Annotated in this window: 19 protein-coding genes; 16 read left to right on the top strand and 3 right to left on the bottom strand. The window is 36.9% G+C overall.

Going from position 1 to position 25,612, the window contains the following annotated elements; genetic code table 11:
* Positions 1 to 67 precede the first annotated feature (67 nt).
* From AC5SR4_RS03150 to AC5SR4_RS03115, 8 genes are all read left to right on the top strand, one after another.
* Complete coding sequence (locus tag AC5SR4_RS03150) at positions 68 to 2,122, top strand: transketolase family protein (RefSeq protein ID WP_495358083.1); 2,055 nt, start codon at positions 68 to 70, stop codon at positions 2,120 to 2,122.
* 54 nt (positions 2,123 to 2,176) lie between these two features.
* Positions 2,177 to 2,833, top strand: coding sequence for a fructose-6-phosphate aldolase (fsa, locus tag AC5SR4_RS03145; protein ID WP_495358082.1), 657 nt, complete (start codon positions 2,177 to 2,179; stop codon positions 2,831 to 2,833).
* 39 nt (positions 2,834 to 2,872) lie between these two features.
* On the top strand, positions 2,873 to 3,559 hold the full coding sequence (locus AC5SR4_RS03140; RefSeq protein WP_495358081.1) for an NUDIX hydrolase: 687 nt from the start codon (positions 2,873 to 2,875) through the stop codon (positions 3,557 to 3,559).
* Positions 3,560 to 3,697: 138 nt separating this feature from the next.
* Positions 3,698 to 5,374: a ribulokinase gene (locus AC5SR4_RS03135; RefSeq protein ID WP_495358080.1), complete on the top strand. Its 1,677-nt coding sequence runs from the start codon at positions 3,698 to 3,700 to the stop codon at positions 5,372 to 5,374.
* Positions 5,375 to 5,378: 4 nt separating this feature from the next.
* Positions 5,379 to 6,083 carry an L-ribulose-5-phosphate 4-epimerase gene (locus AC5SR4_RS03130; protein WP_495358079.1) on the top strand — a complete coding sequence of 235 codons (705 nt, stop codon included), beginning with the start codon at positions 5,379 to 5,381 and terminating at the stop codon, positions 6,081 to 6,083.
* Positions 6,084 to 6,119: 36 nt separating this feature from the next.
* Positions 6,120 to 7,685, top strand: coding sequence for a solute:sodium symporter family transporter (locus tag AC5SR4_RS03125; protein WP_495358078.1), 1,566 nt, complete (start codon positions 6,120 to 6,122; stop codon positions 7,683 to 7,685).
* Between the two features lie 24 nt (positions 7,686 to 7,709).
* Positions 7,710 to 9,215, top strand: coding sequence for an L-arabinose isomerase (gene araA, locus AC5SR4_RS03120; RefSeq protein ID WP_495358077.1), 1,506 nt, complete (start codon positions 7,710 to 7,712; stop codon positions 9,213 to 9,215).
* A 155-nt stretch (positions 9,216 to 9,370) separates the two neighbouring features.
* Positions 9,371 to 11,752 carry a GAF domain-containing protein gene (locus tag AC5SR4_RS03115; RefSeq protein WP_495358076.1) on the top strand — a complete coding sequence of 794 codons (2,382 nt, stop codon included), beginning with the start codon at positions 9,371 to 9,373 and terminating at the stop codon, positions 11,750 to 11,752.
* A gap of 46 nt (positions 11,753 to 11,798) precedes the next feature.
* Here AC5SR4_RS03115 and AC5SR4_RS03110 read toward each other — a convergent pair whose 3' ends face one another.
* Entirely contained in the window at positions 11,799 to 13,073 is a 1,275-nt protein-coding gene (locus tag AC5SR4_RS03110; protein WP_495358075.1) for a Pycsar system effector family protein, read from the bottom strand.
* 211 nt (positions 13,074 to 13,284) lie between these two features.
* On the opposite strand from AC5SR4_RS03110, the gene msrB reads away from it, so the two are divergent.
* Genes msrB through AC5SR4_RS03090 form a run of 4 tightly spaced genes read left to right on the top strand, consistent with a single transcriptional unit; the run spans position 13,285 to position 19,654 of the window.
* The gene (gene msrB, locus AC5SR4_RS03105) at positions 13,285 to 13,743 is read left to right on the top strand and encodes a peptide-methionine (R)-S-oxide reductase MsrB (RefSeq protein WP_495358074.1); all 459 of its coding nucleotides are present in this window, start codon (positions 13,285 to 13,287) and stop codon (positions 13,741 to 13,743) included.
* A complete protein-coding gene (msrA, locus tag AC5SR4_RS03100; protein ID WP_495358073.1) occupies positions 13,740 to 14,279 on the top strand; it encodes a peptide-methionine (S)-S-oxide reductase MsrA in 540 nt (179 codons plus the stop codon). The genes msrB and msrA overlap by 4 nt, the downstream gene beginning before the upstream one ends.
* A 52-nt stretch (positions 14,280 to 14,331) precedes the next feature.
* Positions 14,332 to 15,894: a protein adenylyltransferase SelO gene (locus AC5SR4_RS03095; RefSeq protein WP_495358072.1), complete on the top strand. Its 1,563-nt coding sequence runs from the start codon at positions 14,332 to 14,334 to the stop codon at positions 15,892 to 15,894.
* Between the two features lie 52 nt (positions 15,895 to 15,946).
* Complete coding sequence (locus AC5SR4_RS03090) at positions 15,947 to 19,654, top strand: metallophosphoesterase (protein WP_495358071.1); 3,708 nt, start codon at positions 15,947 to 15,949, stop codon at positions 19,652 to 19,654.
* 3 nt (positions 19,655 to 19,657) lie between these two features.
* Here AC5SR4_RS03090 and AC5SR4_RS03085 read toward each other — a convergent pair whose 3' ends face one another.
* Entirely contained in the window at positions 19,658 to 20,464 is an 807-nt protein-coding gene (locus tag AC5SR4_RS03085; protein ID WP_495358070.1) for an SdiA-regulated domain-containing protein, read from the bottom strand.
* A 137-nt stretch (positions 20,465 to 20,601) separates the two neighbouring features.
* Between AC5SR4_RS03085 and AC5SR4_RS03080 the strand changes: the two genes are divergently transcribed.
* From AC5SR4_RS03080 to AC5SR4_RS03070, 3 genes are read left to right on the top strand one after another with little or no spacing between them, the layout of a single operon-like run.
* On the top strand, positions 20,602 to 21,465 hold the full coding sequence (locus tag AC5SR4_RS03080; protein ID WP_495358069.1) for an acyl-CoA thioesterase: 864 nt from the start codon (positions 20,602 to 20,604) through the stop codon (positions 21,463 to 21,465).
* A gap of 1 nt (position 21,466) precedes the next feature.
* On the top strand, positions 21,467 to 22,156 hold the full coding sequence (locus tag AC5SR4_RS03075; protein ID WP_495358068.1) for a glycerophosphodiester phosphodiesterase: 690 nt from the start codon (positions 21,467 to 21,469) through the stop codon (positions 22,154 to 22,156).
* A complete protein-coding gene (locus AC5SR4_RS03070) occupies positions 22,153 to 23,370 on the top strand; it encodes a BaiN/RdsA family NAD(P)/FAD-dependent oxidoreductase (protein ID WP_495358067.1) in 1,218 nt (405 codons plus the stop codon). Before AC5SR4_RS03075 ends, AC5SR4_RS03070 begins: the two co-directional genes overlap by 4 nt.
* Before the next feature lie 239 nt (positions 23,371 to 23,609).
* On the opposite strand, the gene AC5SR4_RS03065 is transcribed toward AC5SR4_RS03070, so the two are convergent.
* Positions 23,610 to 24,848 (bottom strand): serine hydrolase domain-containing protein, encoded by a 1,239-nt coding sequence (locus AC5SR4_RS03065; RefSeq protein WP_495358066.1) that lies wholly within the window; start codon positions 24,846 to 24,848, stop codon positions 23,610 to 23,612.
* A 224-nt stretch (positions 24,849 to 25,072) separates the two neighbouring features.
* Between AC5SR4_RS03065 and AC5SR4_RS03060 the strand changes: the two genes are divergently transcribed.
* On the top strand, positions 25,073 to 25,609 hold the full coding sequence (locus AC5SR4_RS03060) for a DUF1697 domain-containing protein (protein WP_495358065.1): 537 nt from the start codon (positions 25,073 to 25,075) through the stop codon (positions 25,607 to 25,609).
* Positions 25,610 to 25,612 lie beyond the last annotated feature (3 nt).

Here is a 25,612-nt window from a genome sequence, read left to right as displayed (position 1 = left end):
GTTTTAAAATAAAACCCCTTTAACTAAAGTAAAATTTACGAGCTGTAAAAATTAACCAAACATTAAAATGAACAAACAATTAGATCAACGAGCAGCAGATAATATTAGAGCGCTGGCTGTAGCCATGGTAGAAAAAGCAAATTCAGGACATCCCGGTGGGCCTATGGGTGGAGCCGATTTTATGCATATTTTGTATTCTGAATTCTTTAATTACGATCCAACCGATATGACCTGGGCATTCAGGGATCGCTTTTTCATGGATGCAGGGCATTTATCAACATTAATGTACGCCCAATATTATCTTTTAGGAAATTATGAAAAGGATGACGTTGCTAATTTTAGACAGTGGGGGTCTATAACACCAGGGCATCCAGAAGTTGACGTAAAAAGAGGCGTAGAAAATACTTCGGGACCTTTAGGTCAAGGCCATACCATGGGTATTGGTGCAGCTATTGCCGCCAAGTTTTTACAAGCCCGTTTTGGAGATTGGATGAACCATAAGATTTACGGATTTATTTCCGATGGTGGTATTCAGGAAGAAATATCACAAGGGGCTGGACGTATTGCGGGGCATTTAGGTTTGAGCAATTTTATTATGTTCTTTGATTCCAATGATATCCAGTTATCTACATCTACTGATGAGGTGACTTCTGAAGACACCGCTAAAAAATATGAAGCCTGGGGATGGAAGGTTGTATCAATTGATGCCCATAACCATGATGAAATAAGAAAGGCATTGACCGATGCTAATAATGAAACTGAAAAGCCAACCTTGATTATTGGTAAAACCATTATGGGTAAAGGCTGTGTAACAGCTGATGGCGATATGTTTGAGGGGCATTGTGAATTACATGGTCAGCCTATCGGTAACACAGGGGCCGACTATACCAAAACATTATTAAATTTAGGTGCTAACCCAGAAAGTCCATTTGATATTTATGCCGATGTTAGTACTTACTACCAAGATATTATAAAACAAAAAGCCGCACAGGCTGCCGAAAAGAAAGAAGCCATTAAAGCATGGCGTGCAGGTAACAAAGCCTTGGCAGATAAATTAGACTTCTTCTTATCCGGACAATTGCCAGAGTTGGATTTTGAATCCATTCAACATAAAGAAGGCTTAGCAACTAGGGCGGCATCTTCCAATGTATTGGGCTATTTGGCCGAACATGTAGAAAACATCATTGTGTCGTCTGCCGATTTATCCAATAGTGATAAAACAGATGGCTTTCTAAAGAAAACCCACTCGCTTCAAAAAGGAGACTTTAGTGGATCGTTCTTGCAAGCAGGGGTGGCAGAGTTAACTATGGCGTGTATTGCAAATGGAATTGCATTGCATGGCGGCATTATTCCTGTTGTAGCAACATTCTTTGTGTTTTCAGACTATATGAAACCAGCCATTCGTTTAAGTGCTATCCAACAGTTGCCGGTAAAATATGTTTGGTCGCATGATGCGTTTCGTGTTGGAGAAGATGGGCCAACGCATCAACCTGTAGAGCAAGAAGCACAAATACGTTTGTTGGAAAAGCTTAAAAACCATAGTGGTAAAGCTAGTTTCTTGGCATTGCGTCCAGCTGATTCTGCAGAAACATCAGTGGCTTGGAAAATGGCCTTAGAAAACCAAGGCACACCATCAGGATTGATTTTATCCAGACAAGGCATTCAAGATGTGCCAGCCAAAGGTGTATCAAGATATAGCGATGCTTTAGCGGCACAAAAAGGGGGCTATTTGGTAAAAGAAGTAGAGAACCCCGATGTTGTTTTAGTAGCTAACGGTTCAGAAGTTTCTACTTTAGTGTCTGCAGCTAAAATTTTAGAAGCAGAATATGGCTTGAAAGTTAATATTGCATCAGTAATTTCAGAGGGTGTATTCAGACTTCAAACTAAAGAATACCAAAACAGTGTTATTCCAAAGAACAAACCCTTATTTGGTTTAACGGCAGGATTACCAGTAAACTTAGAAGCTTTGGTTGGAGAAGAAGGAAAGGTTTTTGGGTTGGATCATTTTGGTTATTCAGCACCAGCAAAAGTGCTAGATGATAAATTTGGTTTTACTGGAGAGAAAGTAAGCAAGCAAGTATTGGCATATTTAGAAGCAAAGGGCGTGAGCTTAAAAGCCTAAATCTGGTAATACCCATAAACTAATTAAACACATAAACTAATAAACTTTTTAAATATGAAATTTTTTATTGATACAGCAAACCTGGATGAAATAGCAGAAGCACAAGTTTTAGGCGTATTGGATGGTGTAACGACAAACCCGTCGTTAATGGCAAAAGAAGGGATTACAGGAGAAGCTAATATCTTGGCACACTATCAAAAAATCTGTGATATTGTAGATGGCGATGTAAGTGCAGAGGTTATTTCAACCGATTTTGAAGGTATGGTAGCCGAAGGCGAAAAACTAGCGGCATTACACCCACAGATTGTAGTGAAATTACCATTGATAGCCGATGGGATTAAAGCTTGTAAATACTTTTCAGATAAAGGTGTTAGAACCAATGTAACCTTAGTGTTTTCTGCTGGACAAGCCTTGTTGGCAGCAAAAGCAGGAGCCACGTATGTATCGCCTTTCTTGGGAAGGTTGGACGATATTTCTACTGATGGTTTAAATCTTATTGCAGAAATTAGACAGATTTACGATAACTATGGTTTTGAAACACAAATTTTAGCGGCTTCCATTCGTCATACCATGCATGTTATAGATTGTGCGAAGATAGGATCAGATGTTATGACAGGTCCATTATCATCTATAAAAGGATTGTTAAAACATCCATTAACCGATATTGGTTTAGCAAAGTTTTTAGAAGATTATAAAAAAGGAAACCAATAATTAACTGTAAAGTTTGTTGCTAATAATTCTATAAATTATATGACAAATACTAACAGGACATATAAAGAAATTCAACAAATTACACTGGCAGTTGATTGTATTATTTTTGGATTTAACAACAATAAATTAGAACTGTTGTTAATTCACAGAGGTTTTGCACCCGAAAGGGGTAAATGGTCTCTTATTGGTGGCTTTGTTGGAAACGATGAAGATTTAGACGAAGCCGCTAATAGGGTTTTGTTCGATTTATCTGGTTTAAAAAACATTTACATGGAACAAGTTAGAACTTTTGGTAAAGCTAACAGAGATCCGTTTGAACGTGTTGTGTCTACAACATACAGCGCCATGATTTTAAAATCAGAATACGATGAACAATTGGTAAAAGAATATGATGCTAAATGGTTTCCCATTGATGAAATACCTGAGTTGATTTTTGACCACAGGGATATGGTGGATTCTGCTATACGTAGATTAAGAAGACGCGTTAGAAATTTTCCAATAGCGTTTAATTTGTTACCTCCAAAGTTTACCTTACCGCAATTGCAAGCACTCTATGAAGGTATTTTGGACGAAGATTTAGATAAACGAAACTTCAGGAGAAAAGTGTTTCAAATGGCATATTTAGTGAAACTAGAAGAAAAAGACATGTCCGAATCTCGTAAAGGTGCTTATTTATACCGTTTTGATGAAGCGTTATATAATAAAGTGAAAAATTTTAATTTGTAATATATTATGCAAGCTTTTAAAAAAGTTTTTTTTTATCAAAAACTTTAAAAGTGTTTGTATTACACTTTTGATATGTATATATTGCAATCACAATTAAGTAGTGACAAATTTAAAACAACTATACTATAGATAAATATTATGAGTGATACAAAATACGCTATAGGAATGGATTTTGGATCAGATTCTGTTAGAGCATTAATAGTGAATACATCTAATGGAGAAGAGTTGGCTACCGCGGTGCACTATTATGAGCGTTGGAAACAGGGGAAGTATTGTGAGCCTTCAAAAAACAAATTTAGGCAGCATCCATTAGATTATATTGAAGGTATAGAAATTACCATTAAATCAGTAGTTGGCCAAGTGCCCAAAGACGTTGTAGATAATATTGTTGGCATTGGGGTAGACACTACAGGATCTACACCTGTACCAGTTGATAAAACAGGCACACCATTGGCCTTATTAAAAGGTTTTGAAGAAAACCCAAATGCCATGTTTGTGTTATGGAAAGATCATACAGGCATTAAAGAAGCTGATGAAATCAATGCACTTTGTAAAACATGGAACATTGACTATTCACAATATGAAGGCGGTATTTATTCCTCAGAGTGGTTTTGGTCTAAAATATTACACGTTTCTAGAGCAGACCAAGCTGTATTAGATGCAGCTTACTCCTGGGTAGAGCATTGCGATTGGGTACCTTTCCTGTTAACTGGTGGTGCCAAAGTAGAAGACATGAAACGTAGCCGTTGTGCTGCCGGACATAAAGCTTTGTGGCACGAATCGTTTGGGGGGTTGCCGCCAAATGAATTTTTTAAAACTTTAGACCCTATTTTAGATGGCTTAACAGATCGACTATTCAAAGAAACTTATACTTCAAATACATCAGCAGGAACCCTTTCGGAGGCTTGGGCAAAACGGTTGGGATTATCCACTTCGGTTTCGGTTGCCGTTGGCGCATTTGATGCCCATATGGGAGCTGTAGGTGTCAACATTGAACCCTATTTTTTAACAAAGATCATGGGGACTTCAACCTGTGATATATTAGTGGCCCCTAAAGAGACTAAAGAGCATTTGGTAAAAGGTATTTGCGGACAAGTAGATGGTTCAGTGATACCAGATATGTTGGGGTTAGAAGCGGGACAATCCGCTTTTGGTGATATTTATGCTTGGTATGAACGTTTAGTATCCTGGCCAATCAAAGCAATTATAGGTAATTCAACTTTAATTAGTGATGATGTTAAAGCAATGCTTATAGACGAAACCATGTCGAGCATCTTGCCTAAATTAAGTAAAGCGGCTGCTATGGAGCCTATTGGGGCTTCAGGCGAATTGGCTTTAGATTGGATGAACGGTAGGCGAACACCCGATGCCAACCAAAACCTTAAAGGTGTTATTTCAGGTATTAACTTAGGGAGTACCTCTCCCAAAGTGTTTAGGGCCTTGGTAGAAGCCTCTTGTTTTGGAGCAAAGAAAATAGCAGATAGATTCATTAACGAGGGCATTCCAATTAATGGTGTAATAGCATTGGGAGGTATTGCAAAAAAATCACCCTTCATCATGCAAATGATGTCCGATGTTTTAAACATGCCTATTAAAGTAGCTAAATCGGAACAAGCTTGTGCTTTAGGAGCATCTATATTTGGGGCCGTTTCTGCAGGTGTATATACCAGTACTGAAGCCGCTATGAACCAAATGGCAAGTCCCTTCGAAACCATCTATGAGCCCATTGCAGCAAATGCCAAAGCTTATGAAACCATATACCATGATTATAATGCTTTAGGTGAGGTTATGGAAAACCATATTATGAAAAAATAAGACGATGAGTATTTATAAAACATTAAAAGAAGAGGCATACGAAGCCAATATGCAACTTCCCGAGTTGGGTTTGGTGTTATTTACCTTTGGAAATGCCAGTGCAGTAGATAGAGGGAAAGGGGTTTTTGCCATAAAACCAAGTGGTGTCCCTTATGCCGAATTAAAGCCAGAAGATATGGTGATTTGCGATTTTGAAGCTAACATTGTTGAAGGTACTATGCGACCTTCCTCCGACACCAAAACGCATGCTGTTTTATACAAAGAGTGGGATAAAATAGGGGGCATAGTGCACACACATTCCACTTACGGAACCGCTTGGGCACAAGCCATTAAGGATGTACCTATTTTTGGTACCACGCATGCCGATCATCTAATTTCAGACATTCCTTGTGCACCACCAATGAAAGATGTTTATATTGCGGGCGATTATGAGCACATGACCGGATATCAAATTATAGACTGTTTAAAAGAACGCCAATTAGATTATAATGAAATAGGAATGATATTAGTTGGTAATCATGCACCATTTACTTGGGGCAATACAGTAGCCAAGGCTGTTTATAACAGTGCTGTTTGCGAAGAAGTTGCCAAAATGGCTTATTTAACATTACAAATAAATCCTAACGCAGCCGTTTTAAAAGATGCTTTAAAGAAAAAACATTATGAACGCAAGCATGGCAAGGATGCTTATTATGGTCAAGGATGCTGATAAAAAAATAATACTAACTAAACCAAATTAATTATTATGAGTATTTTATCTTTTGTTGCTTTTACATTGCTGGTAGCTGTTATAGCATGGTGGTCTACTAGAAAAACGGATGAATCATCGTCCGACGGGTATTTTCTTGGAGGCAGAAGCCTTACAGGACCTGTAATTGCGGGTTCTTTATTACTTACCAATCTATCAACAGAACAAATTGTGGGTATGAATGGTGTTTCATTTAGAGACGGTATTCCCATTATGGCTTATGAAGTTGTAGCAGCCATTGCTATGGTTTTTACAGCGTTTGTTTTATTGCCAAAATATCTTAAAAGCGGTATTGCTACCATTCCACAATTTTTGGAAAACAGATACGGTAAAAGCACAAAAACTATTGTTTCACTGCTCTTTTTATTAGGCTATGCCATTTCTATGCTGCCAACCGTATTATACTCAGGTGCTCTGGCCATCAATACGATGTTCGATATTCCAGAAATGTTAGGTATGGGGCCAAAAGCTGCATTATGGGTTACTGTCTGGTCTATAGGAATCATAGGAAGTATCTACGCCATTTTTGGTGGGTTAAAGGCCGTTGCAGTATCAGATTCTATCAACGCCGTTGGTTTAATAGTAGGAGGTTCCTTGATCCCTATTTTTGGATTGATGAAGATAGGTGATGGGAATGTGTTTAAAGGTTTAAAAACATTAACAACAGCATTGCCTGAAAAGTTCGATATTATTGGAGGGCCAGATTCAGATGTACCATTTTGGACACTTTTTACAGGGATGATCATAGTAAACTTTTATTATTGGGGAACCAATCAGGCCATCATTCAAAGAGCCCTGGGAGCTAAAAACCTAAAAGAAGGACAAAAAGGATTGTTGTTGGCAGCATTCATAAAAATATTAGGGCCATTCATAGTGGTGTTACCAGGTATTATAGCATTTTATTTGTTTAATGGCGATTTAACCAATGCCGATGAAGCCTATCCCATGGTAGTAAAAGCGGTCTTGCCCGTTGCTTTTATTGGGTTCTTTGCGGCCGTATTGTTTGGGGCTATATTAAGTTCGTTCAATAGTGCCTTAAACAGTTCTGTTACACTATTTGGATTGGATTTTTATAAGGAATACATTAACCATAATGCTTCTGAAAAGCAAACCGTAAAAGCAGGAAAAATATTTGGTATTGTATTGGCTTTGTTCTCAATGGGAATTGCACCTTTACTATATGGCGTAGAAGGTGGTATTTTCACCTATTTACAAGAGCTAAACGGTACCCACAGTGTACCTATTTTGGCAATAATACTTGTTGGGATTTTCTCGAAACGGGTTTCTGGAAAAGCAGCAAACATAGCTATTTTATTTAGTGTTGTTACATATTTAGTTACATTATATGTTATTAAACCCAATATAAGTTTCTTGCATCTTATGGGAATATTATTTGTATTAACTATTATCATCATGTATACAGTTAGCAAATTTGTTCCTAGAGAAACAGACTATACGCAAGAGTATACAAAACAAGTAGATATTACACCATGGCAATACATGAAACCGGTTGGTTTGGCTGTTGTAGTAGCTGTAATAACACTATATATTTATTTATCATAATCAATAGAAATTTTAAATTATAAAATGATCAATTTTAAGCAAGGTGTCGTTTGGTTCATAACTGGCAGTCAGGATTTATATGGAGAAGATACGTTAAGGCAGGTTGCTGCACATTCCAAAGAAATAGCAGCCGCTTTAACAGCCGATGACACGATTCCGGTAAACGTTATATTTAAACCTACTGTAAAATCTTCTGCAGAAATTCACGCTGTATGTAAAGCAGCTAATAATGATGATGATTGTATTGGAATCATCACATGGATGCATACATTCTCACCGGCCAAAATGTGGATTGCAGGTTTGAATGCCTTGCAAAAACCATTTTTACATCTACACACACAATACAACAGAGATATTCCGTGGGGTACTATTGATATGGATTTTATGAATTTAAACCAGTCGGCTCATGGCGGACGTGAATTTGGATTCATGGCATCTCGTTTACGATTGAACCGTAAAGTGGTAGTAGGCCATTGGCAAGACCCAAAAGTAAGGTCTAAAGTAGGTGATTGGTGTCGTGTGGCTAATGCCGTAGCGGATAGCCGACGTATGAAAGTCGCGCGTTTTGGTGATAACATGCGTCAGGTAGCCGTAACCGATGGTAACAAGGTGTCTGCACAAATAAAGTTTGGTTACGAAGTAAACGGCTATGGTATAGGCGATTTGGTAAGCTATGTAAACCAGGTAACAGATGCCGATGTGGACCGTTTAGTAAAGGAGTATGATGATACCTATGTGATGGCAGCCAAAATTAAGGCCGATGGCACAATGCGCTCTGCACTAAAAGATGCTGCTAAAATAGAATTGGGTATGCGTGCCTTTTTAGAAAATGGTGGTTATACAGCTTTTACCGATACTTTTGAAGATTTACATGGGATGAAACAATTACCCGGTATTGCTACCCAACGCCTAATGGCTAGTGGCTATGGTTTTGGTGGCGAAGGCGACTGGAAAACCGCTGCGTTAGTACGTACTATGAAAGTTATGGGTGCCGGACTGGAAGGCGGTAACAGTTTTATGGAAGACTATACGTATCATTTCGATCCAACAAACACGACCTGTTTAGGGTCACATATGCTGGAAATATGTCCTACTATTGCCAAAGGCGATGTGTCTTGCGAAATTCACCCGCTTGGAATAGGAGGTAAAGAAGATCCTGTAAGATTGGTGTTTAACGGTGGTGCAGGCAGTGCCTTAAACGCTTCCGTTGTGGATATGGGGAACCGATTCAGAATGTTAGTTAACAAAGTAGAAGCCGTAGAAATTAAAGATGCCATGCCTAAACTTCCCGTAGCCCGTGTGTTATGGGATGCTAAGCCCGATTTGCAAACAGCTGCAGCAGCATGGATTTATGCAGGAGGCGCACACCATACCTGTTATAGTCAAAATATTTCTGCCGAGTCTTTAGAGGATTTTGCAGAGATTATGGATATAGAGTTTCTATTGATTGATGAGAAAACCGACTTATACCGTTTTAAACAAGAATTACGTTGGAATGACGCTGCTTATGTTTTAAATAAAGGGTTTTAATTTAAAGTAATAGAAGTATCGATATATAAAAAGAAGGGGCTATTATAATAGCCCCTTCTTTTTATATATTTTATTTTCAAAGACTGTAATTAAGTTGATTGTAGATCGACTAAGAAAAATTATTAGTACTTTTATAAGTTCAGAAAACGATAGGCATGAGTACATACGAGCACCCAGAATCCCCATTGCTTCTAAAAATTAGTTTTAAAAAACTGTTTGAACAATACGAAGCGCAAACCCAAAGTAAAGACACGATTTTGGCTTCAAAGGCAAAGCGTATATTAGAGTTTCAAGAAAAATATCCTTTTCTTGAAGAAGGGTTTACCGATTTTTCACTTTTAGACACTCACAAAGACCAAATAAAAGTTATTCTTCAAGACTGTTTTAGTACTGTTTTAACACATAATGAAATTAAAACAGCATCCGTTCCCTTTCAAAATGTGATATTCAATGCCTCACAAAGGTTTCAAAATATTGTAAAAACGGCGGGTGATGATTTTGAGCTTAAAATAATGAACTTGCCCGAGGATGATACATACGTTATGGCTTGTACCATCATTTTAAATTTTTGTTATGGTTACAAGATAAACTTTAAGCGTCCGTTTTATTACCAAATACCAGATGCCAATGGTATTATGCGATACTACAAAATATTGTACAATGCCGATTTTTGTGAAATCATACCAACAAAACAAGCTGTAAAAATAACCCAAGAGGATTTTGATACATTACTGGATAATTTTGATAATATCGATTTGTGGAAAGAAAAATTCCCTCCCAATAGTTACATCTTTAAGGGTTTTGTTATTTCTAATATTTTTGATGTAACGGACGACCAATCCATTTCAAACATCAAGTCTACATTAATCTCAAAAAATGCTAGAAGCGATGAAGGGTTTATGGAAAGTTTCCATGAAACTTTCAGTTCCCTTTTAGGGCTTAAAGACCTGAAAATTGGTTTTTCAATTTATGATAAAGAAGAAAGTAATTTTGAGCGTGTTCACAGTTCTAAAATGAATAGTTTTTTGCTTCATGGGCAAGACCATGCCAAATGCTCTGAAGTGTTTTGTAAATGGTCGTACAACAAGTTGCTAAATGAAAATAAGTATTTTTCGATTTCAGATATAAACAAGGCATATAAGCTTTCAAAAGGTAAAGCTCCACATATAAAAGCATTGCAAGAGCAAGGTATACAAAGTGCCATTTTTGCGCCCATTGCCAATAGCGAAGGGCTTTTGGGTATTTTGGAAATTGTATCTAAAGAACCCAAAGTCTTAAATAGCATCAATGCCAATAAGCTTGTAGATGTTATGCCGTTTATCATTTCGGCTGTGGAACGTTCCAAACGCGAAGAAGAAAATTTAACCGAAGCTGTTATTCAAGAAGAATGTACCTCTATACACCCTAGTGTTGCTTGGAAATTTAGAAAAGCAGCCAAACAATTTTTGTTAGATAAAGAAAGACTTGGTGCTTCGGCTTCTTTTAATGAAATTGTTTTTGATAAAGTGTACCCACTGTTTGGGCAAATAGATGTTAAAGGCTCTTCAAATGCCAGAAATCAGGCTACCCAAAAAGATTTATCACTGCAATTAACCCTTATAGAGAAAATTTTGGAAAATATTCCAAACGAGATACAGTTGCCTATATTTGAGCAAATACAGTACCAGGTTAAAACCCATAGAGATGCATTGAATGTTGATTTTAAAGTAGATAGTGAACAGGTTATTTCAGGGTTTTTTAGAAACGAAATTACACCCTTGTTTCAATTTTTATCAAAGAAAAATGAAGCGGTTGCAAATGATATTGAAGAATACTTTAATAAAGTAGATGAGCACTTAGGTGTTGTTTACTACTACCGTAAAAATTATGATGACACCATAGCACTTATAAATAAAAACATGGCTTCACTGCTGGATGAAAAGCAAGTAGAAGCCCAAAACATGTATTCACACTTTTTTGAGCGTTTTAAAACTGATGGTGTAGAGCACAATATGTATATTGGAGAATCTATTACCAAAGAGGAAAGTTTTGATAATATTTATCTGTACAACCTAAGGTTGTGGCAGTTGCAGGTAATGTGCGAGATGGAAAACGAATATTACAACCATCAAGAAAATTATCCGTTGCCCTTAGATGTTACTTCCATGATTTTAGTGTTTAACCAACCGTTATCCATACGGTTTAGAATGGACGAAAAGCAGTTTGATGTAGATGGTACTTATAATGCCAGATACGAGGTTGTTAAAAAACGTGTAGATAAAGCCTTTATAAAAGGTACCGAAGAGCGTGTTACCACCAAGGGTAAAATGACCATTGTGTATTCCCAACGCGAAGACGGGGAAGAGTATATGCGTTATGTTAAGTTTTTACAATCTAAACAAGTGCTTAGCAATGATGTAGAAATTGTAGAATTGGAAAACCTACAGGGGGTTACGGGACTTAAAGCCATTCGGGTAAGTATCTTATACAGTAAAGATATGGACAACGAGAAAAATTTCTACACTTATGAAGATCTTATGAAAGAGATTAAAGTGTAATTACCATTTGGAAATACCGCAAAGACAGTCGGTAAAAAGTAAAAATTTAAACAAAATAGGTTTTAGCAGCGTTATATTGAACGGGTAGCATAGAAGTATTTTGCGTTTCAGGAATCACATCTTTGATTTTAGCTTTAGGATTTGTTTTAAAAGAAATGGCAAACGAGATAACCGAAATAATCATACCGGCCATAAAAATAGTATAGGTTATTCTTAAAATACGGTATTTTCTATCCAGTACTTTGCCCAGAAAATACAAATCCTTGGTTAATGAATTATAAACATATTCCTTGTCTTTAATAAGTTCTTTAATGGCCCATTGGTATTCTTCAAGTTCCATTTTATGGAAATTCCCAAAAAAAGTAAGGTTTACCCTTTTTTGTTCTACATCTTCCTTGGTAAACTCCCCACTGGTAACATTAGGGCGGGTAGCAATAATAGATAGTACCATAGAAACAATACTGGACAGGGTAAAAATAATGGTAGGGACAATTAAATAATCGTTAGAAGGGTTATCTAATTTTGAGATAAGATTAGATAAAACCAAAGAAATAATAATGGCATTTACAGATAGTAGAATATTGGCTTTTGTGTCAGCAATATCACTTAGTTTAATATGATTTCTTAAGGCTACACGGTAAAAGGTTTGAATACCACGCTCTGGACTTTCATTTTTGTACTGTGCTTTGTATTTGGCCTTTAATTCTTCATTCTTTAACTTTAGCTTTAGTTTTTTCTTGTTCTTTATAAGCTTAGATAGATTTTTTTCCTTTCTGGGTTGCCAGTTTTTCAAGGCATAATCTGTATAAAACTGATGCTTTTTAGCAAGCACATTAATGTTTTCGTCTAACCACTCTCTAGAGGTATAAGATTTAACCCCTTGTATTTCCAGCTCTTTACGCAAAAATTCGCTAGCTTCTTGAAAATATTTTTTCCCAAAGTGCGAAGCGTCTGCATCACGAATAATCTCTTCAAGTTTAGAGTTAGGGGAATCTTTAAACTTTGTGGCTAAAATACATTTGTTTACAGCCTCAATGGTTTTGGGGTCAACATCGTTTTTCTCTAAAAAATCAGTTGCAATCTTAACGCTTTCTTCCTCGTGGTCTTCTCTGGTTTTTGTGTAGCCAGTATCGTGTAGCAATGCCGCTAATTGAAGCACTTGGGCATCGGCTTCCTTAATATCAGTATTTTCAATAATTTCATTAACGCTTTTGTATACGCGTTGCGTATGTGTATAATTGTGATATAGAAAGGTATTAGGAAGGTTTTCTTTTAATAGGTCAAAAACAAACGATTCTGTTTTTTTAATGATGCCAGACATAAACGAGGTTTAATAATAGAAATCCAAATTACTAAAAAAATACCAAATATAGACACTAATGTTAATTTGTCTTAAAAGTAAGGAAATGGGAAATATATCTACTAATTTAGATGTTTAGATGTTTAGATGTTTAGATGTTTAGATGTTTAGATGTTTAGGGGATATTAGCTTAAAGCCTAAAACTTAAAGCTTACAGCAAAAAAAAGAAAATATGCTAACATGGAAAGATGTTATGGCGTTTGCAGTAAATGGCAACCCAGAACCAGATAGAAGAGTAGAAAAATCGGAGACCGAATGGAAAGCACTTTTAAGTGCAGAACAATTCAGGATTACACGTAAAAAAGGAACAGAAGCTCCAGGAACAGGTGCTTTGTGTAGTGTTTACGATGCGGGCAAATACAATTGTGTGTGTTGTAATGCACCCTTGTTCGACTCCACTATCAAATTTAGTTCAGGAACTGGTTGGCCCAGCTTTACCCAACCTATAAAAGAGAATGCCATTAAATATATAAAAGATAACTCCTTTGGAATGGTTCGGGTAGAAGTGTTATGCAATACCTGCGATGCCCATTTAGGACATGTGTTCCCAGATGGCCCCCAACCAAGTGGATTGCGTTATTGCATCAATTCTGAGTCCATGCAATTAGAAAAGGAGACCCCAGCGAAATGATGACAAAAAATTTACAATTAGCTACCCTTGGAGGGGGTTGCTTTTGGTGTACCGAAGCCATATTTCAGGAAATAAAAGGTGTAGAGAAAGTCGTTTCAGGATATACGGGCGGCAAGGCTCCAGGGAAACCCACCTACAGGGAAGTTTGCTCAGGTTTAACAGGGCATGCTGAGGTGGTGCAAATTACTTTTAATGCAAACCTTATTTCATATAAAGATCTGTTAGTGATTTTTATGACGACCCACGACCCTACAACCCTAAACAGACAAGGCGCTGATGTAGGTACCCAATACCGTTCAGTCATCTATTACCATAACGACACCCAAAAACATGTTGCAGAGGAGGTAATCAATGAATTGACACCGTATTTTGATGCCCCCATAGTTACAGAAATTAGCCCGGCCAGTATTTTTTATGAAGCCGAAGCTTACCATCAAGATTACTACAATAATAACAAAACACAAGGTTATTGTAACTTTGTAATTACACCAAAGTTGTCTAAATTGAGAAAACAGTATGCGGATAAGTTAAAGTGAAAAGCTAGAAGCGAAAAATTGTATTAGCACCTGTGTAACTTAAAAAAAATAAATGAAGTTAAATACAAATAACATATTTATAGAAGCATTACCGGCAGACCCTATCCTTGAAAACTCACCACGGCAGGTTACGGGAGCATGCTTTTCGTATGTTACCCCCAAAAACACCTCAAACCCTAAGTTAATACATGTGTCGCCAGAAATGTTGAAAAACCTAGGGCTTACCAAAGCAGACAGCGAAACAGAAACTTTTCTAAAAGTTTTTACAGGCAATGCCATAATACCAAATACAAAGCCCTATGCTATGTGTTATGGAGGGCATCAGTTTGGCAATTGGGCAGGACAGTTAGGAGATGGGCGCGCCATTAATTTAACCGAAGTGGAACACAACAACCAGCATTGGGTATTACAATTAAAAGGTGCGGGCGATACACCATATTCCAGAACAGCCGATGGCTTGGCCGTACTGCGTTCATCCATTAGGGAGTATCTGTGCAGTGAGGCCATGTACCATTTAGGCGTACCAACTACTAGAGCTCTGTCATTAGCCTTAACAGGCGATTCTGTATTGAGGGACATCATGTACGACGGCCATCCTGCTTACGAAAAAGGAGCTGTAGTATGTAGAGTGGCACCATCATTTTTACGCTTTGGCAGTTTTGAAATTTTTGCAGCGCGGCAAGACCATAAAACCTTAAAAACGCTCGTGGATTTTACAATAAAGCGTCATTTTCCCCATTTAGGAGTGCCTTCAAAAGAAAGCTATCTGGCATTTTTTAAAGAGGTTGTACAGCGTACCTTAAAAATGATTATCCATTGGCAGCGTGTGGGGTTTGTACATGGCGTTATGAATACCGATAACATGTCCATTTTAGGCTTAACCATAGATTACGGACCTTATGGTTGGTTGGAAGGTTTCGATTATGGTTGGACACCCAATACTACCGACAGACAACACAAGCGCTACCGATACGGTAACCAACCCAATATTGGGCTTTGGAACTTATACCAATTAGCCAACGCCCTATATCCTTTGGTTGAAGAAGCACCACCTTTTGAAAGCATATTGGAGCAGTACAAAGTAGATTTTGATAATCAATCCTTACAGATGATGCGTGCTAAATTAGGTTTGGAGTTAGAAGATAGCAGCGACAGAGCATGCATTCAAGCATTAGAGGATTGTTTGTTGCTTACCGAAACCGATATGACCATTTTCTTCAGGGCCTTGAGTCAGTTTAAAAAAGAAGCACCTTTAGAAGGATTGGAAATAATAAGCGAAGCTTTTTATCATCCTGAAGCAGTTACAGGTAAAATAAAAGCACAATGGCGCAGTTGGTTTGATCAATACGCTTCCCGATTGCGTTTAGAATCCGTTTCAAATGAAGCGAGAAACAAAAAAATGAATGCCGTAAACCCCAAATATGTTCTGCGTAATTATATGGCCCAATTAGCCATTGATGAAGCTGATAATGGGAATTACCAATTAATAGAAGAATTATTCCAGCTTTTAAAACAGCCCTATGCCGAACAACCCGAGCACCAAAAATGGTTTGCTAAGCGCCCCGAATGGGCTAGGCATAAAGTGGGGTGCTCTATGCTTTCTTGCAGTTCATAAAAAAAATACAAAACTGAATTTGTATCTTTATCAAAAAACACAAAATCCCTTAATGAAATATCCACGACATAGCACCTTGTATGTTTTCATTATTTTGCTTTTAAATGCCTGTGCCACTTACGAGGCACAGTATCTTGATGAAGCAGTAAAGCAAAGTATATTTCCCAGTAAAGCGATAGATAAAACATTTTACCTTATTGGAGATGCAGGCTTATCGCCCCAAAATGGGCTTTCTGATGCTTTGAGAGCCTTTCAAAACTATATTTCAGATAAAAAAACAAAAGGTGATTATACCCTTTTTTTAGGCGACAATATTTATCCCGCCGGATTACCAGATACTGATGAAAAAGGACGTGCCAATGCTGAAAATGGATTGAATGCCCAAATAAAATCGGTTAAAGGATTTCAAGGTACTACATTGTTTATACCCGGCAATCACGATTGGTATGCCAACGGCCTTAAAGGTTTAAAACGAGAAGAAAAGTATATAGAAGATGCCTTGGGCAAGAATACTTTTTTGCCCGAAGATGGATGCCCCTTAGAAAGTGTAGATGTTAGCGAAACCATACAGCTTATCATTATCGATACCCAGTGGTATTTAGAAAACTGGAATCATAACCCAACGGTAAATGACGATTGTGAAATAAAGACCCGCGAGCGTTTATTTCTAGAACTAGAAGGCGAATTAAAAAAAGCACAAAACAAAACCGTGGTTTTTGCCATGCACCACCCATTATACACCAATGGGACCCATGGTGGTTACTTTGCTGCTAAAAAGCATCTGTTTCCATTTCAGCAAGACATTCCATTACCTGTATTGGGGTCCGTAATAACCCAAGTAAGAACCCAAGGAGGTATATCTATACAAGATAGATATAATGAGCGTTACCACAAACTTATGAGCCGTATAGAAACCATGACCTTAGACGCCGACAATGTGGTTTTTGTGTCTGGACACGAACATACCCTACAATATATTGAAAACGATTCCATCAAACAGATTGTTTCTGGCTCAGGATCAAAGGCATCACCAGTAAGCTTGGGCGAAAATGGTCTGTTTTCGTATGGTAGGGAAGGCTTTGCAGAGCTTACTATATTTAAAGATGGCAGCAGTTGGGTAAAAATGTTTGGGGTTGTTAACGGAACTCCCAAATTGTTGTTTCAAAAAGAAGTGCTTAAGCCTAAAACAGATTTTGACGTTTCTAATTTACCAGAACAATTTCCACAAACTGTAGAGGTGTCTATTTATGAAAAGGAAGAAACCGACAAAACAGCCTTTTTTGAGTCGGTTTGGGGCGACCATTATCGCGATGTTTATAGCACCAAAATAAAGGCACAAGTGGCTATGCTCGATACATTATATGGAGGGCTGGAAGTTGTTAGAAAAGGCGGCGGGCACCAAACCCGTTCTTTGCGTTTAAAAACAAAAGATGGCAGAGAATTGAATATGCGGGCATTGCGTAAAAGTGCCACACAATACTTGCAAACGGTTCTGTTCAAGGACACCTATATACAAGACGAATTTGAAAAGACTGCTATAGAAGGGCTTATTTTAGATTTTTACACGGCTGCGCATCCCTATGCCTTTATGGTTATTCCAGAGCTATCCAACGCCGCAAAAATTTATCATACCAACCCCAGGTTGTTTTTTATTCCAAAACAGAAAGCCCTTGGGAAGTACAACAATGAATACGGTGGTGAATTGTACATGATTGAAGAGCGCCCAGAAGAAAATTATACTGATGAACGTAATTTTGGATATGCAGATGATATTGAAAGTACACACGATATTATTGAGAAAGTACGCGAAGATGAAAAATATAAGATTGATGAGGACGATTTTATAAGAGCTCGACTTTTTGATATGTTGGTGGGCGATTGGGATAGGCACCAAGACCAATGGCGGTGGGCACAATTTAATGCCGAAAATGGCGATAGGATTTACAGGCCCATACCAAGGGATAGAGACCAGGTATTTTCAAATTTTGATGGCGCTTTGCTGGATGTCATGAAAATTATTTCTGGGTCTACAAAACAGTTGCAAGTGTATGATGCCGATTTAAAACATATTGCATGGATGAATAGTGCGGGCATTAAGCTAGATCGTGTTTTAATACAACAAGCCGATAAAGAAGCTTGGATAAAAGAAGCCAAGTTTTTAAAGGAACAAATTACAGATAGCCTTATTGAAAAAGCCTTTAAAAAGGTGCCAGAGGAAGTACAAGACAAAACCCTGGAAGAAATAAAGGAAAAACTAAAAGGCAGGCGTGAAAACTTAGAGAATATTGCAACTCGATATTATAACCATTTAAACAAATTGGTTATTCTAACAGGTACCGACAAAGACGATTATATAGAAGTTACACGTACGGGTGATGAGGAAACCCATATAAAAATATCCCGGATTATAGATGGTGAAAAAGGGGAAGTGATTGTAGACAAAACTTTCAACAGAAAGATTACCAAAGAAATATGGGTTTATGGTTTGGACGACAAGGATATTTTTGAAGTAACGGGAAAAGCCAATAACCTTATTTATACCAGACTTATTGGAGGGCAAGAAAATGACACCTACATTATTAAGGCAGGCCGACGTATTAAAGTGTACGACCACCGATCTAAAAAGAATACCATTAAAGAAAACAAAGGCGCCGAAATTAAATTTACAGATGTGTATAATTTAAACCTCTTCGATTTTCAAAAGAACATAACCAATACAGCTACCATTACTCCAAGTGTTGGGTTTAATCCAGATGATGGATTTTTACTTGGTGCTTCCTTTGTTAAAACCATAAAAGGGTTTCAGCGCAATCCATTTTCACAACAACACCGTTTTAAAGGCGGCTATTTTTTTGCTACCAAAGGATTTGCGTTTAATTATGATGGCGAGTTTGCCAATATTTTACAAGATTGGAACCTGCATATAGGTGCTAAATTTACCTCAGAGAACTTTACCAATAACTTTTTTGGTTATGGAAATGAAACCGTTAATAATGATGATGATTTAGGACTTGATTACAACCGTGTAAAAACAGGTATATATGCCGTTAAAATAGGAATTCTTAAAAAAGGCAGTTTTGGGAGTGATTATGGTATTAGAACTGTTTTTGAAGGTATTGAGATTGAAGAGACCAATGGGCGATTTATAGCTAATTTTGCGCCTGTATTTAATGCCGATTTTTATAAAACACGCTTTTTTGGTGGCTTGGAAGCCGAGTATAAGTATAAAAGTTTTGATAATGCCATTAATCCAAGTCGGGGGATGACATTTCTTTTAAACCTAGGTGGAAAAACAGAATTTAAAGAAACCAAGAATACCTATGGTTATGTTAATTCTGAATTGGGCTTTTACAATGCCCTATCCAAAAACCGAAAACTGGTACTTAAAACCGATGTTAGGGGGCAAATACGAATAGGGGACGATTTGGTGTTCTACCAAGCTGCTAACATAGGTGGTAATAACGGATTAAGAGGCTATAGAACGGAACGCTTTACTGGAAAAAATGCTTTTACAGGAAGTACCGATTTACGGTATAGTTTCCCATCCTTTAAAACCAATATTCTGCCCTTGCAAATAGGTGTTTTTGGTGGATTTGATGTTGGTAGGGTTTGGTATAAAAATGATTTTTCTGAAAAATGGCACAACGATTATGGTGGTGGTTTTTGGATAACTGCGGCCGAGAGCTTATCGGGTACATTTAATTTATTTAATAGTGTAGAAGGGTGGCGATTTTCCTTTGGTTTCGGACTTAATTTCTAAACATTACAAATCAAAGGTATAAATGTTATTGCCCTCAGTACCGTTTTTTTCATCAGTAATGTAAACAGAAGTATTGTTTTTAAAGCAAATGCCTTCCTTTTGGGAATAGTGCTTAAAGTCCATAGCCTCTACAGTTCCCTTAAAAAAGTGTTCCTTTTTAAAATGGGTTAATTTCCAAAGTTTATCATGGTTAAGCAGTACTACCGTTTTTCCATCATCGCTTACATCAGCCGAGGTGATTTTGTTATGCTTGCCATCCAAATTAAAATCGGTTACCAAACTAGCCGTATGGGTGCCAATTTTGTTTGGAACCTTAATAAGCATGCAAGTTTTGGTTTCTTTGCTAAAAATGTAAAAAGCATTATCTAGTAGAAAAAAGCTTTCAAAGTCCTTAGACTTTAAACCCTTTGGAAGTTTAAAGTTAATAACCCGGGCAGTCGTGCTAGATGTTTGGGCTTCAGGATTCGAAACTTTATAGATGGTGAACGTTTTACGTTTTTCATTGTTGTTTCCAAAGTCGCCAATATAAATATTTCCATCAGCATCTGAAGTTAAATCTTCCCAATCATCATTTTCAGCATTACTAATATCGATATCCTTGATAATACGGCCCTTAGCATCCAATCCATATAAATTGTTTTTATTACCGGCATCTTCAATAACCCAAATAAGGTTAGAGTTAGCCGTAATTTCTACCGCCGAAACCTCTTTTAGTCCATTAGAAATATCGGCAACAACCTTAAGCTTTCCAGTGTTGCAAGCGGAAAATATAAGTGCTGACATGAGTAGGTATTTATATGGTAAAATCATAATTTTAAGTTTTGAAAACAATATAAAACCATTTTCACCTAATTAAAAATTAATAATCTTAAACTATTTATAAAATGTATCGCTAGCCAATTTTGAATTTAATAGCTTTATAGTGTGTAATTGAAATATGTTTTAAAATGACGTCAGTTGATGATTTATTGGATCTTTTAATCCTGGAAGCGGTTGGAGAAAACCAATTTAAAGGTTGGAGTAAAACCATTGGAAGTCCTAATGTGTTTGGAGGTCAGGTATTGTCGCAAGCCATTCATGCAGCATGCAGGACCATAACCAACCAAAGAGTTTTACATTCCTTGCATGCATATTTTTTAGAGGCAGGTCATTTAGAAATTCCCATTATTTATAATGTAAGTGTTTTAAGGGATGGTGGTAGTTTTTCGGTGCGTCGAGTTACGGCCAGTCAAAACAATCAGGTCATATTTATTTTATCAGCATCCTTTCATAAAAAGGAACCAGGGTACGATCATCAAAGACCTATAAAGTCAAATTTAGTACAGCCAGAAACCTTGTTAAGTTGGACAGATATTTTGCATGAGTATAATGATTTTTTGCCCCAAAGCCTGAAGTCATTTTTTGAGATAGACCGCCCCATAGATTTTAAGCCAACTATAATAGCAAATCCCCTAGAACGAAAAGATTTGCCTCCTTACAGCGATGTTTGGTTTAAATTAAAAGGAGATGTAGGTAACTTAGATTTGCCAACCAAGCAACAGATTTTAACTTACATTTCCGATTATAATATTTTAGTATCTGCAATGAACCCGCATGCCAGTAAAGCACATTGGGGCAATACCCAAACAGCAAGTTTAGACCACTCTATGTGGTTTTTTAGGGAGTTTGACTTTAATGATTGGCTGTTGTTTTCTATGGAATCTCCAAATGCGTACAATGCCAGGGGGTTTGCTAGGGGCAATATTTTTACAAGAGATGGCACTCTTGTGGCCTCTGTAGCACAAGAAGGTTTAATGCGGCCAAAAAATTGAAATGAATCATAAAGTGTTAAAAATGGGACATCGAGGCGCCAAGGCATATATTGCTGAAAACACATTACAATCCATCAAAAAAGCATTGACTTATGATGTAGATGGTGTTGAAGTAGATGTACATATATGTGCGTCGGGTGAATTGGTGGTTTTTCACGATTTTACTTTAGATAGAATGACCAACGGAATGGGCGAGCTTCGTAAAAAGACGCTTTTAGAATTAAAAGCACTTAAAGTACAAGATAATTTTCAAATACCAACATTAGAAGAAGTTCTGGATTTAGTTAATAAAAACTATATAATCAACATTGAACTAAAAGGAAAAGATACGGCTTTAAGTACCTGTAGCATAATACAGCATTATATAAAAACCAAGGGTTGGGATTATAGTCATTTTTTAGTATCCAGTTTTCAGCATCATGAATTGGAAGCTGTATATCAAATAGATAAAAACATACCTTTGGGTGTTTTAACCAAAGCCAGTGTAGACGAGGCTATGGAATTTGCCGAAACAATAAATGCTGTGGCCATACACCCTAATTTTGCATTGTTAACATCCGAAAACGTTAAGCGGGCGCAAGCTAAAGGTTATAGAGTAAACACATGGACGGTTAATGATAAAGAAACGATTGAACGTATGAAGCGCTATGGTGTAGATGGTATTATTTCAGATTACCCTGATAGATTATGATAGAAAAAGATGTTGTGATAGTTGGTGGTGGTGCAGCGGGTTTCTTTGCGGCCATAAACATAGCCGAACAAAACCCCAAATTAAAAGTAACCATTTTAGAACGTGGCAAAACAGGTTTGCATAAGGTTAAGGTTTCTGGCGGGGGACGTTGTAATGTAACACATGCCGAGTTTATTCCACAAGAATTGGTACAGCATTATCCGCGAGGTGAAAAAGAGCTCTTGGGGCCTTTTCATCAATTTATGACCGGCGACACCATAGCATGGTTTGAAAAGCGGGGCGTAGCCTTGAAGATTGAAGAAGATGGGCGCATGTTTCCTGTTAGCAATTCATCACAAACCATTATAGACTGTTTTTTAAGTGAAGCCAAAAAATATAAGATTGAAATATTGTTTAATCACCCCGTAAAAGCTATTGAGAATATTGAAGGTCACTGGGAGCTAGAAACATCACAAGGCCGTTTTTTGGCACAAAAACTTTTAGTAACCACTGGCAGTAATCCTAAAATTTGGAATTTGTTGGAAAAATTGGGGCACACCATAGTACCGCCCGTACCATCTCTTTTTACGTTTGATATACAGGACGAACTGATAAAGGACATTCCCGGTGTTGTGGCCCAAAATGTACAAGTTAAAGTTTTAGAAACCGATTTGGTTAGCGAAGGGCCCTTGTTAATTACCCATGTAGGGATGAGTGCTCCGGCCATTTTAAAACTATCGGCATTTGGAGCCCTGGAGTTGGCAGAACGTGATTATAAATTTGATATAGAAATTAATTTCATCAAACATGCTTTTGAAGAAACCATCACTGTACTTAAGGATTTAAAGCATGAACTAGCCAAAAAGACCATTTTTAAATCAGCGTCTTTTAACTTACCTAAACGGCTATGGCAAAAACTGGTGTTAGCTTCTAATATAAGTCCAGAAACCCGATGGGGCGATGTTAGTAAACAACAATTAGAAAATTTGGCAGTACAATTAACAAAAGCTGTTTTTAAGGTTACGGGTAAAAGCACATTTAAAGAAGAGTTTGTAACAGCTGGAGGTGTCGATTTAAGGGAAATCAATTTTAAAACCTTTGAAAGTAAACTGTACCACAACCTATATTTTGCAGGTGAAGTGATTAATGTAGATGCAGTTACAGGGGGATTTAATTTTCAAAATGCATGGACGGGAGCGTATTTGGCAGCACAATCGATAGCGTTAAATTATTAATATAGGCATGTTGTTAAAAAGGTATGCGCATGTCTCTTCTGAGTTCTAAGCAGAACTCGCTGGAGTTCTGCCTAGAACTCTAGCAAGTTCTAGTTACATCTCTTAGCCCTTATGAACACTGGTGGTTCAAAAGGTTTTTTGTGATTATTGTAATAAGAGTGTTGTCAATTAATCGCTTTGTATATTGCAAATTATATAGGTAAAACATTCTGCTTTTTAACAAGGGATTTTATTTATAATTAATATTTTCTTGATGATATGTTTATAAATGAAGGAACAATTTGGTCTATGAAATAATCAAGTTCATCAAAATTGCCAAATATATTTGTAAAGGCTACAGTAATGGCTCCACTATCTGGATGATAAGCCAACATCGTATTCATGCCACCAGCACCGTCACCAAGCGCCGTGTACAAAACGCCGTAAGATTTATTGCTTACAGAAACAATGCCTTGTCTTTTTGTTCCTATTGCTTCTTTTTCAATATTTTGCCCTATTGATAGCAACCAATTTAAGCTTTTGTTAGAAAGTAAATCGTCTTTGTATAAAGCCTTGCCAAAGGTTAATAAATCATTAACAGTACTAACCATTCCTGCTGCAGCATCTATTTTTTCCCCTGCGCTTGTAGTGTTAATCAATCCTGGCGTAACTTCTTTAAAACTCGGATGTATTTTTATAAAAGCATCTAAATCTTCAGAGCGTCTAAGATAGCCCTGTGTCGTTAGGGGCAATTCCACATTATTAGGGTTTTTAACGGAGCTATAAAACCCTGTGTCATTAAGGTGTAATGGTGTGAGAATGGCTTCTTTAATAAATTGCCTGAAAGTTTTACCAGTTACTTTTTCAATAATAAGCCCTAGTAAAACATAATTCGTATCACCATAAAAATGCCCCGTTCCTGGTTTTCCTTGTGGGTCAACTCTATTGCCATAAGCTAATGTTACAAGTTCTTCGTTAGACCATTGTATATTTTCAAAGGCACTTTTTCCTATAAGAGCCTCAATATATTCCATATCATTGTTAAAACTATATATACCACTTGAATGATCTAACAATTGGCCAATTTCAATGGTGTTTATATAAGGAATAGGACTTACCAGAACGGAATCAAGATATTTTATAGCTTTCTCATGAAGACCGAGTTTCTTTTGGTCTATGAGTTTTAAAACAGCTACAGCTGTAAATAATTTGGTAACACTAGCTAAATGAAATCGATCGTTGGGTTTCATTTGGGTAAGTGTTTCTATCTTTGAGAGCCCTTGCGAGCCAATCCATTTGTTGCCATTTTTTTCAATGCCAACTATTATTCCAGGGTATTCATGTTTGGCACTTTTTTGTAACTCAGATTGATATTGTTTTGCTAAAGTTTTTTCCAATACACTTAAGCTATCAGTTAGATTTTGTTCTGTGCCATTTTTTTTGGTGTTATCACAGGCTATTATCAATAGGCATAAAGACAAGATGTTAATATATTTCATGAGTGCGCTTTTTGTAATGACGATTTAAGGAAATTAATGTTACAAGATTAGTTTGAGAGACTAATTTAGCTTGTAACATTAATTTGCTTAAATAGTACTTAAAATAACAACTTTATTAGAGTTTGTATCTTTGCTTTTTAAAATGAAACTTGAAAGTAAATCATTGGCGTATAAGTAAGCAGGTAAGAATAAACAGTCTTTTATCTAAAATCTAAAAAACAACAATGAATACATACATAGCCCTTTTAAGAGGTATTAACATTAGCGGGCAAAAGAAAGTCCCCATGGCTGAGCTACGCGAATTATTATCCAATACAGGATTGCACGATGTTCAAACCTATATTCAAAGTGGAAATATTATCTTCAAGGCTTTAAAAGAAACCCCTGCCAAACTGGAAACCAAAATTCAAAAAGCTATGACTTCCCATTTTGGGTTTGAAGTTCCTACTTTGGTTAGGACACCCCAAGACATTGCAAAGATTTTGGATGATTGTCCATTTCCAGAAACCCAAAAACAAAGCAGTTATTTTACCATATTGCACCGTGTGCCAGATACTGAATTGGTGGAAGCCACCCAAACCATTACCTATACTAATGAAGAATTCATCATTACCAATGCTTGTATCTATTTCTATTCAGCAACTGGCTACGGAAATGCCAAATGCAACAATAATTTCTTTGAAAGAAAATTAAAAGTAACTGCAACCACTAGAAACTATAAAACAATGGTAAAGTTATTATCTTTGTCGGGAGAATATTAACCA

This window comes from Aestuariibaculum scopimerae (assembly GCF_059428085.1).
This window is presented reverse-complemented; position numbering and strand designations above follow the sequence as displayed.

What these genes read in the sequence shown, in the direction of transcription:
- AC5SR4_RS03085 (WP_495358070.1), bottom strand. Translation starts at nt 20,464, where the DNA reads ATGATTTTACCATATAAATACCTACTCATGTCAGCACTTATATTTTCC.
- araA (WP_495358077.1), top strand. Translation starts at nt 7,710, where the DNA reads ATGATCAATTTTAAGCAAGGTGTCGTTTGGTTCATAACTGGCAGTCAG.
- AC5SR4_RS03135 (WP_495358080.1), top strand. Translation starts at nt 3,698, where the DNA reads ATGAGTGATACAAAATACGCTATAGGAATGGATTTTGGATCAGATTCT.
- msrA (WP_495358073.1), top strand. Translation starts at nt 13,740, where the DNA reads ATGATGACAAAAAATTTACAATTAGCTACCCTTGGAGGGGGTTGCTTT.
- msrB (WP_495358074.1), top strand. Translation starts at nt 13,285, where the DNA reads ATGCTAACATGGAAAGATGTTATGGCGTTTGCAGTAAATGGCAACCCA.
- AC5SR4_RS03070 (WP_495358067.1), top strand. Translation starts at nt 22,153, where the DNA reads ATGATAGAAAAAGATGTTGTGATAGTTGGTGGTGGTGCAGCGGGTTTC.
- AC5SR4_RS03150 (WP_495358083.1), top strand. Translation starts at nt 68, where the DNA reads ATGAACAAACAATTAGATCAACGAGCAGCAGATAATATTAGAGCGCTG.
- AC5SR4_RS03125 (WP_495358078.1), top strand. Translation starts at nt 6,120, where the DNA reads ATGAGTATTTTATCTTTTGTTGCTTTTACATTGCTGGTAGCTGTTATA.
- AC5SR4_RS03110 (WP_495358075.1), bottom strand. Translation starts at nt 13,073, where the DNA reads ATGTCTGGCATCATTAAAAAAACAGAATCGTTTGTTTTTGACCTATTA.
- AC5SR4_RS03065 (WP_495358066.1), bottom strand. Translation starts at nt 24,848, where the DNA reads ATGAAATATATTAACATCTTGTCTTTATGCCTATTGATAATAGCCTGT.
- AC5SR4_RS03060 (WP_495358065.1), top strand. Translation starts at nt 25,073, where the DNA reads ATGAATACATACATAGCCCTTTTAAGAGGTATTAACATTAGCGGGCAA.
- AC5SR4_RS03115 (WP_495358076.1), top strand. Translation starts at nt 9,371, where the DNA reads ATGAGTACATACGAGCACCCAGAATCCCCATTGCTTCTAAAAATTAGT.
- AC5SR4_RS03075 (WP_495358068.1), top strand. Translation starts at nt 21,467, where the DNA reads ATGAATCATAAAGTGTTAAAAATGGGACATCGAGGCGCCAAGGCATAT.
- fsa (WP_495358082.1), top strand. Translation starts at nt 2,177, where the DNA reads ATGAAATTTTTTATTGATACAGCAAACCTGGATGAAATAGCAGAAGCA.
- AC5SR4_RS03080 (WP_495358069.1), top strand. Translation starts at nt 20,602, where the DNA reads ATGACGTCAGTTGATGATTTATTGGATCTTTTAATCCTGGAAGCGGTT.
- AC5SR4_RS03090 (WP_495358071.1), top strand. Translation starts at nt 15,947, where the DNA reads ATGAAATATCCACGACATAGCACCTTGTATGTTTTCATTATTTTGCTT.
- AC5SR4_RS03130 (WP_495358079.1), top strand. Translation starts at nt 5,379, where the DNA reads ATGAGTATTTATAAAACATTAAAAGAAGAGGCATACGAAGCCAATATG.
- AC5SR4_RS03140 (WP_495358081.1), top strand. Translation starts at nt 2,873, where the DNA reads ATGACAAATACTAACAGGACATATAAAGAAATTCAACAAATTACACTG.
- AC5SR4_RS03095 (WP_495358072.1), top strand. Translation starts at nt 14,332, where the DNA reads ATGAAGTTAAATACAAATAACATATTTATAGAAGCATTACCGGCAGAC.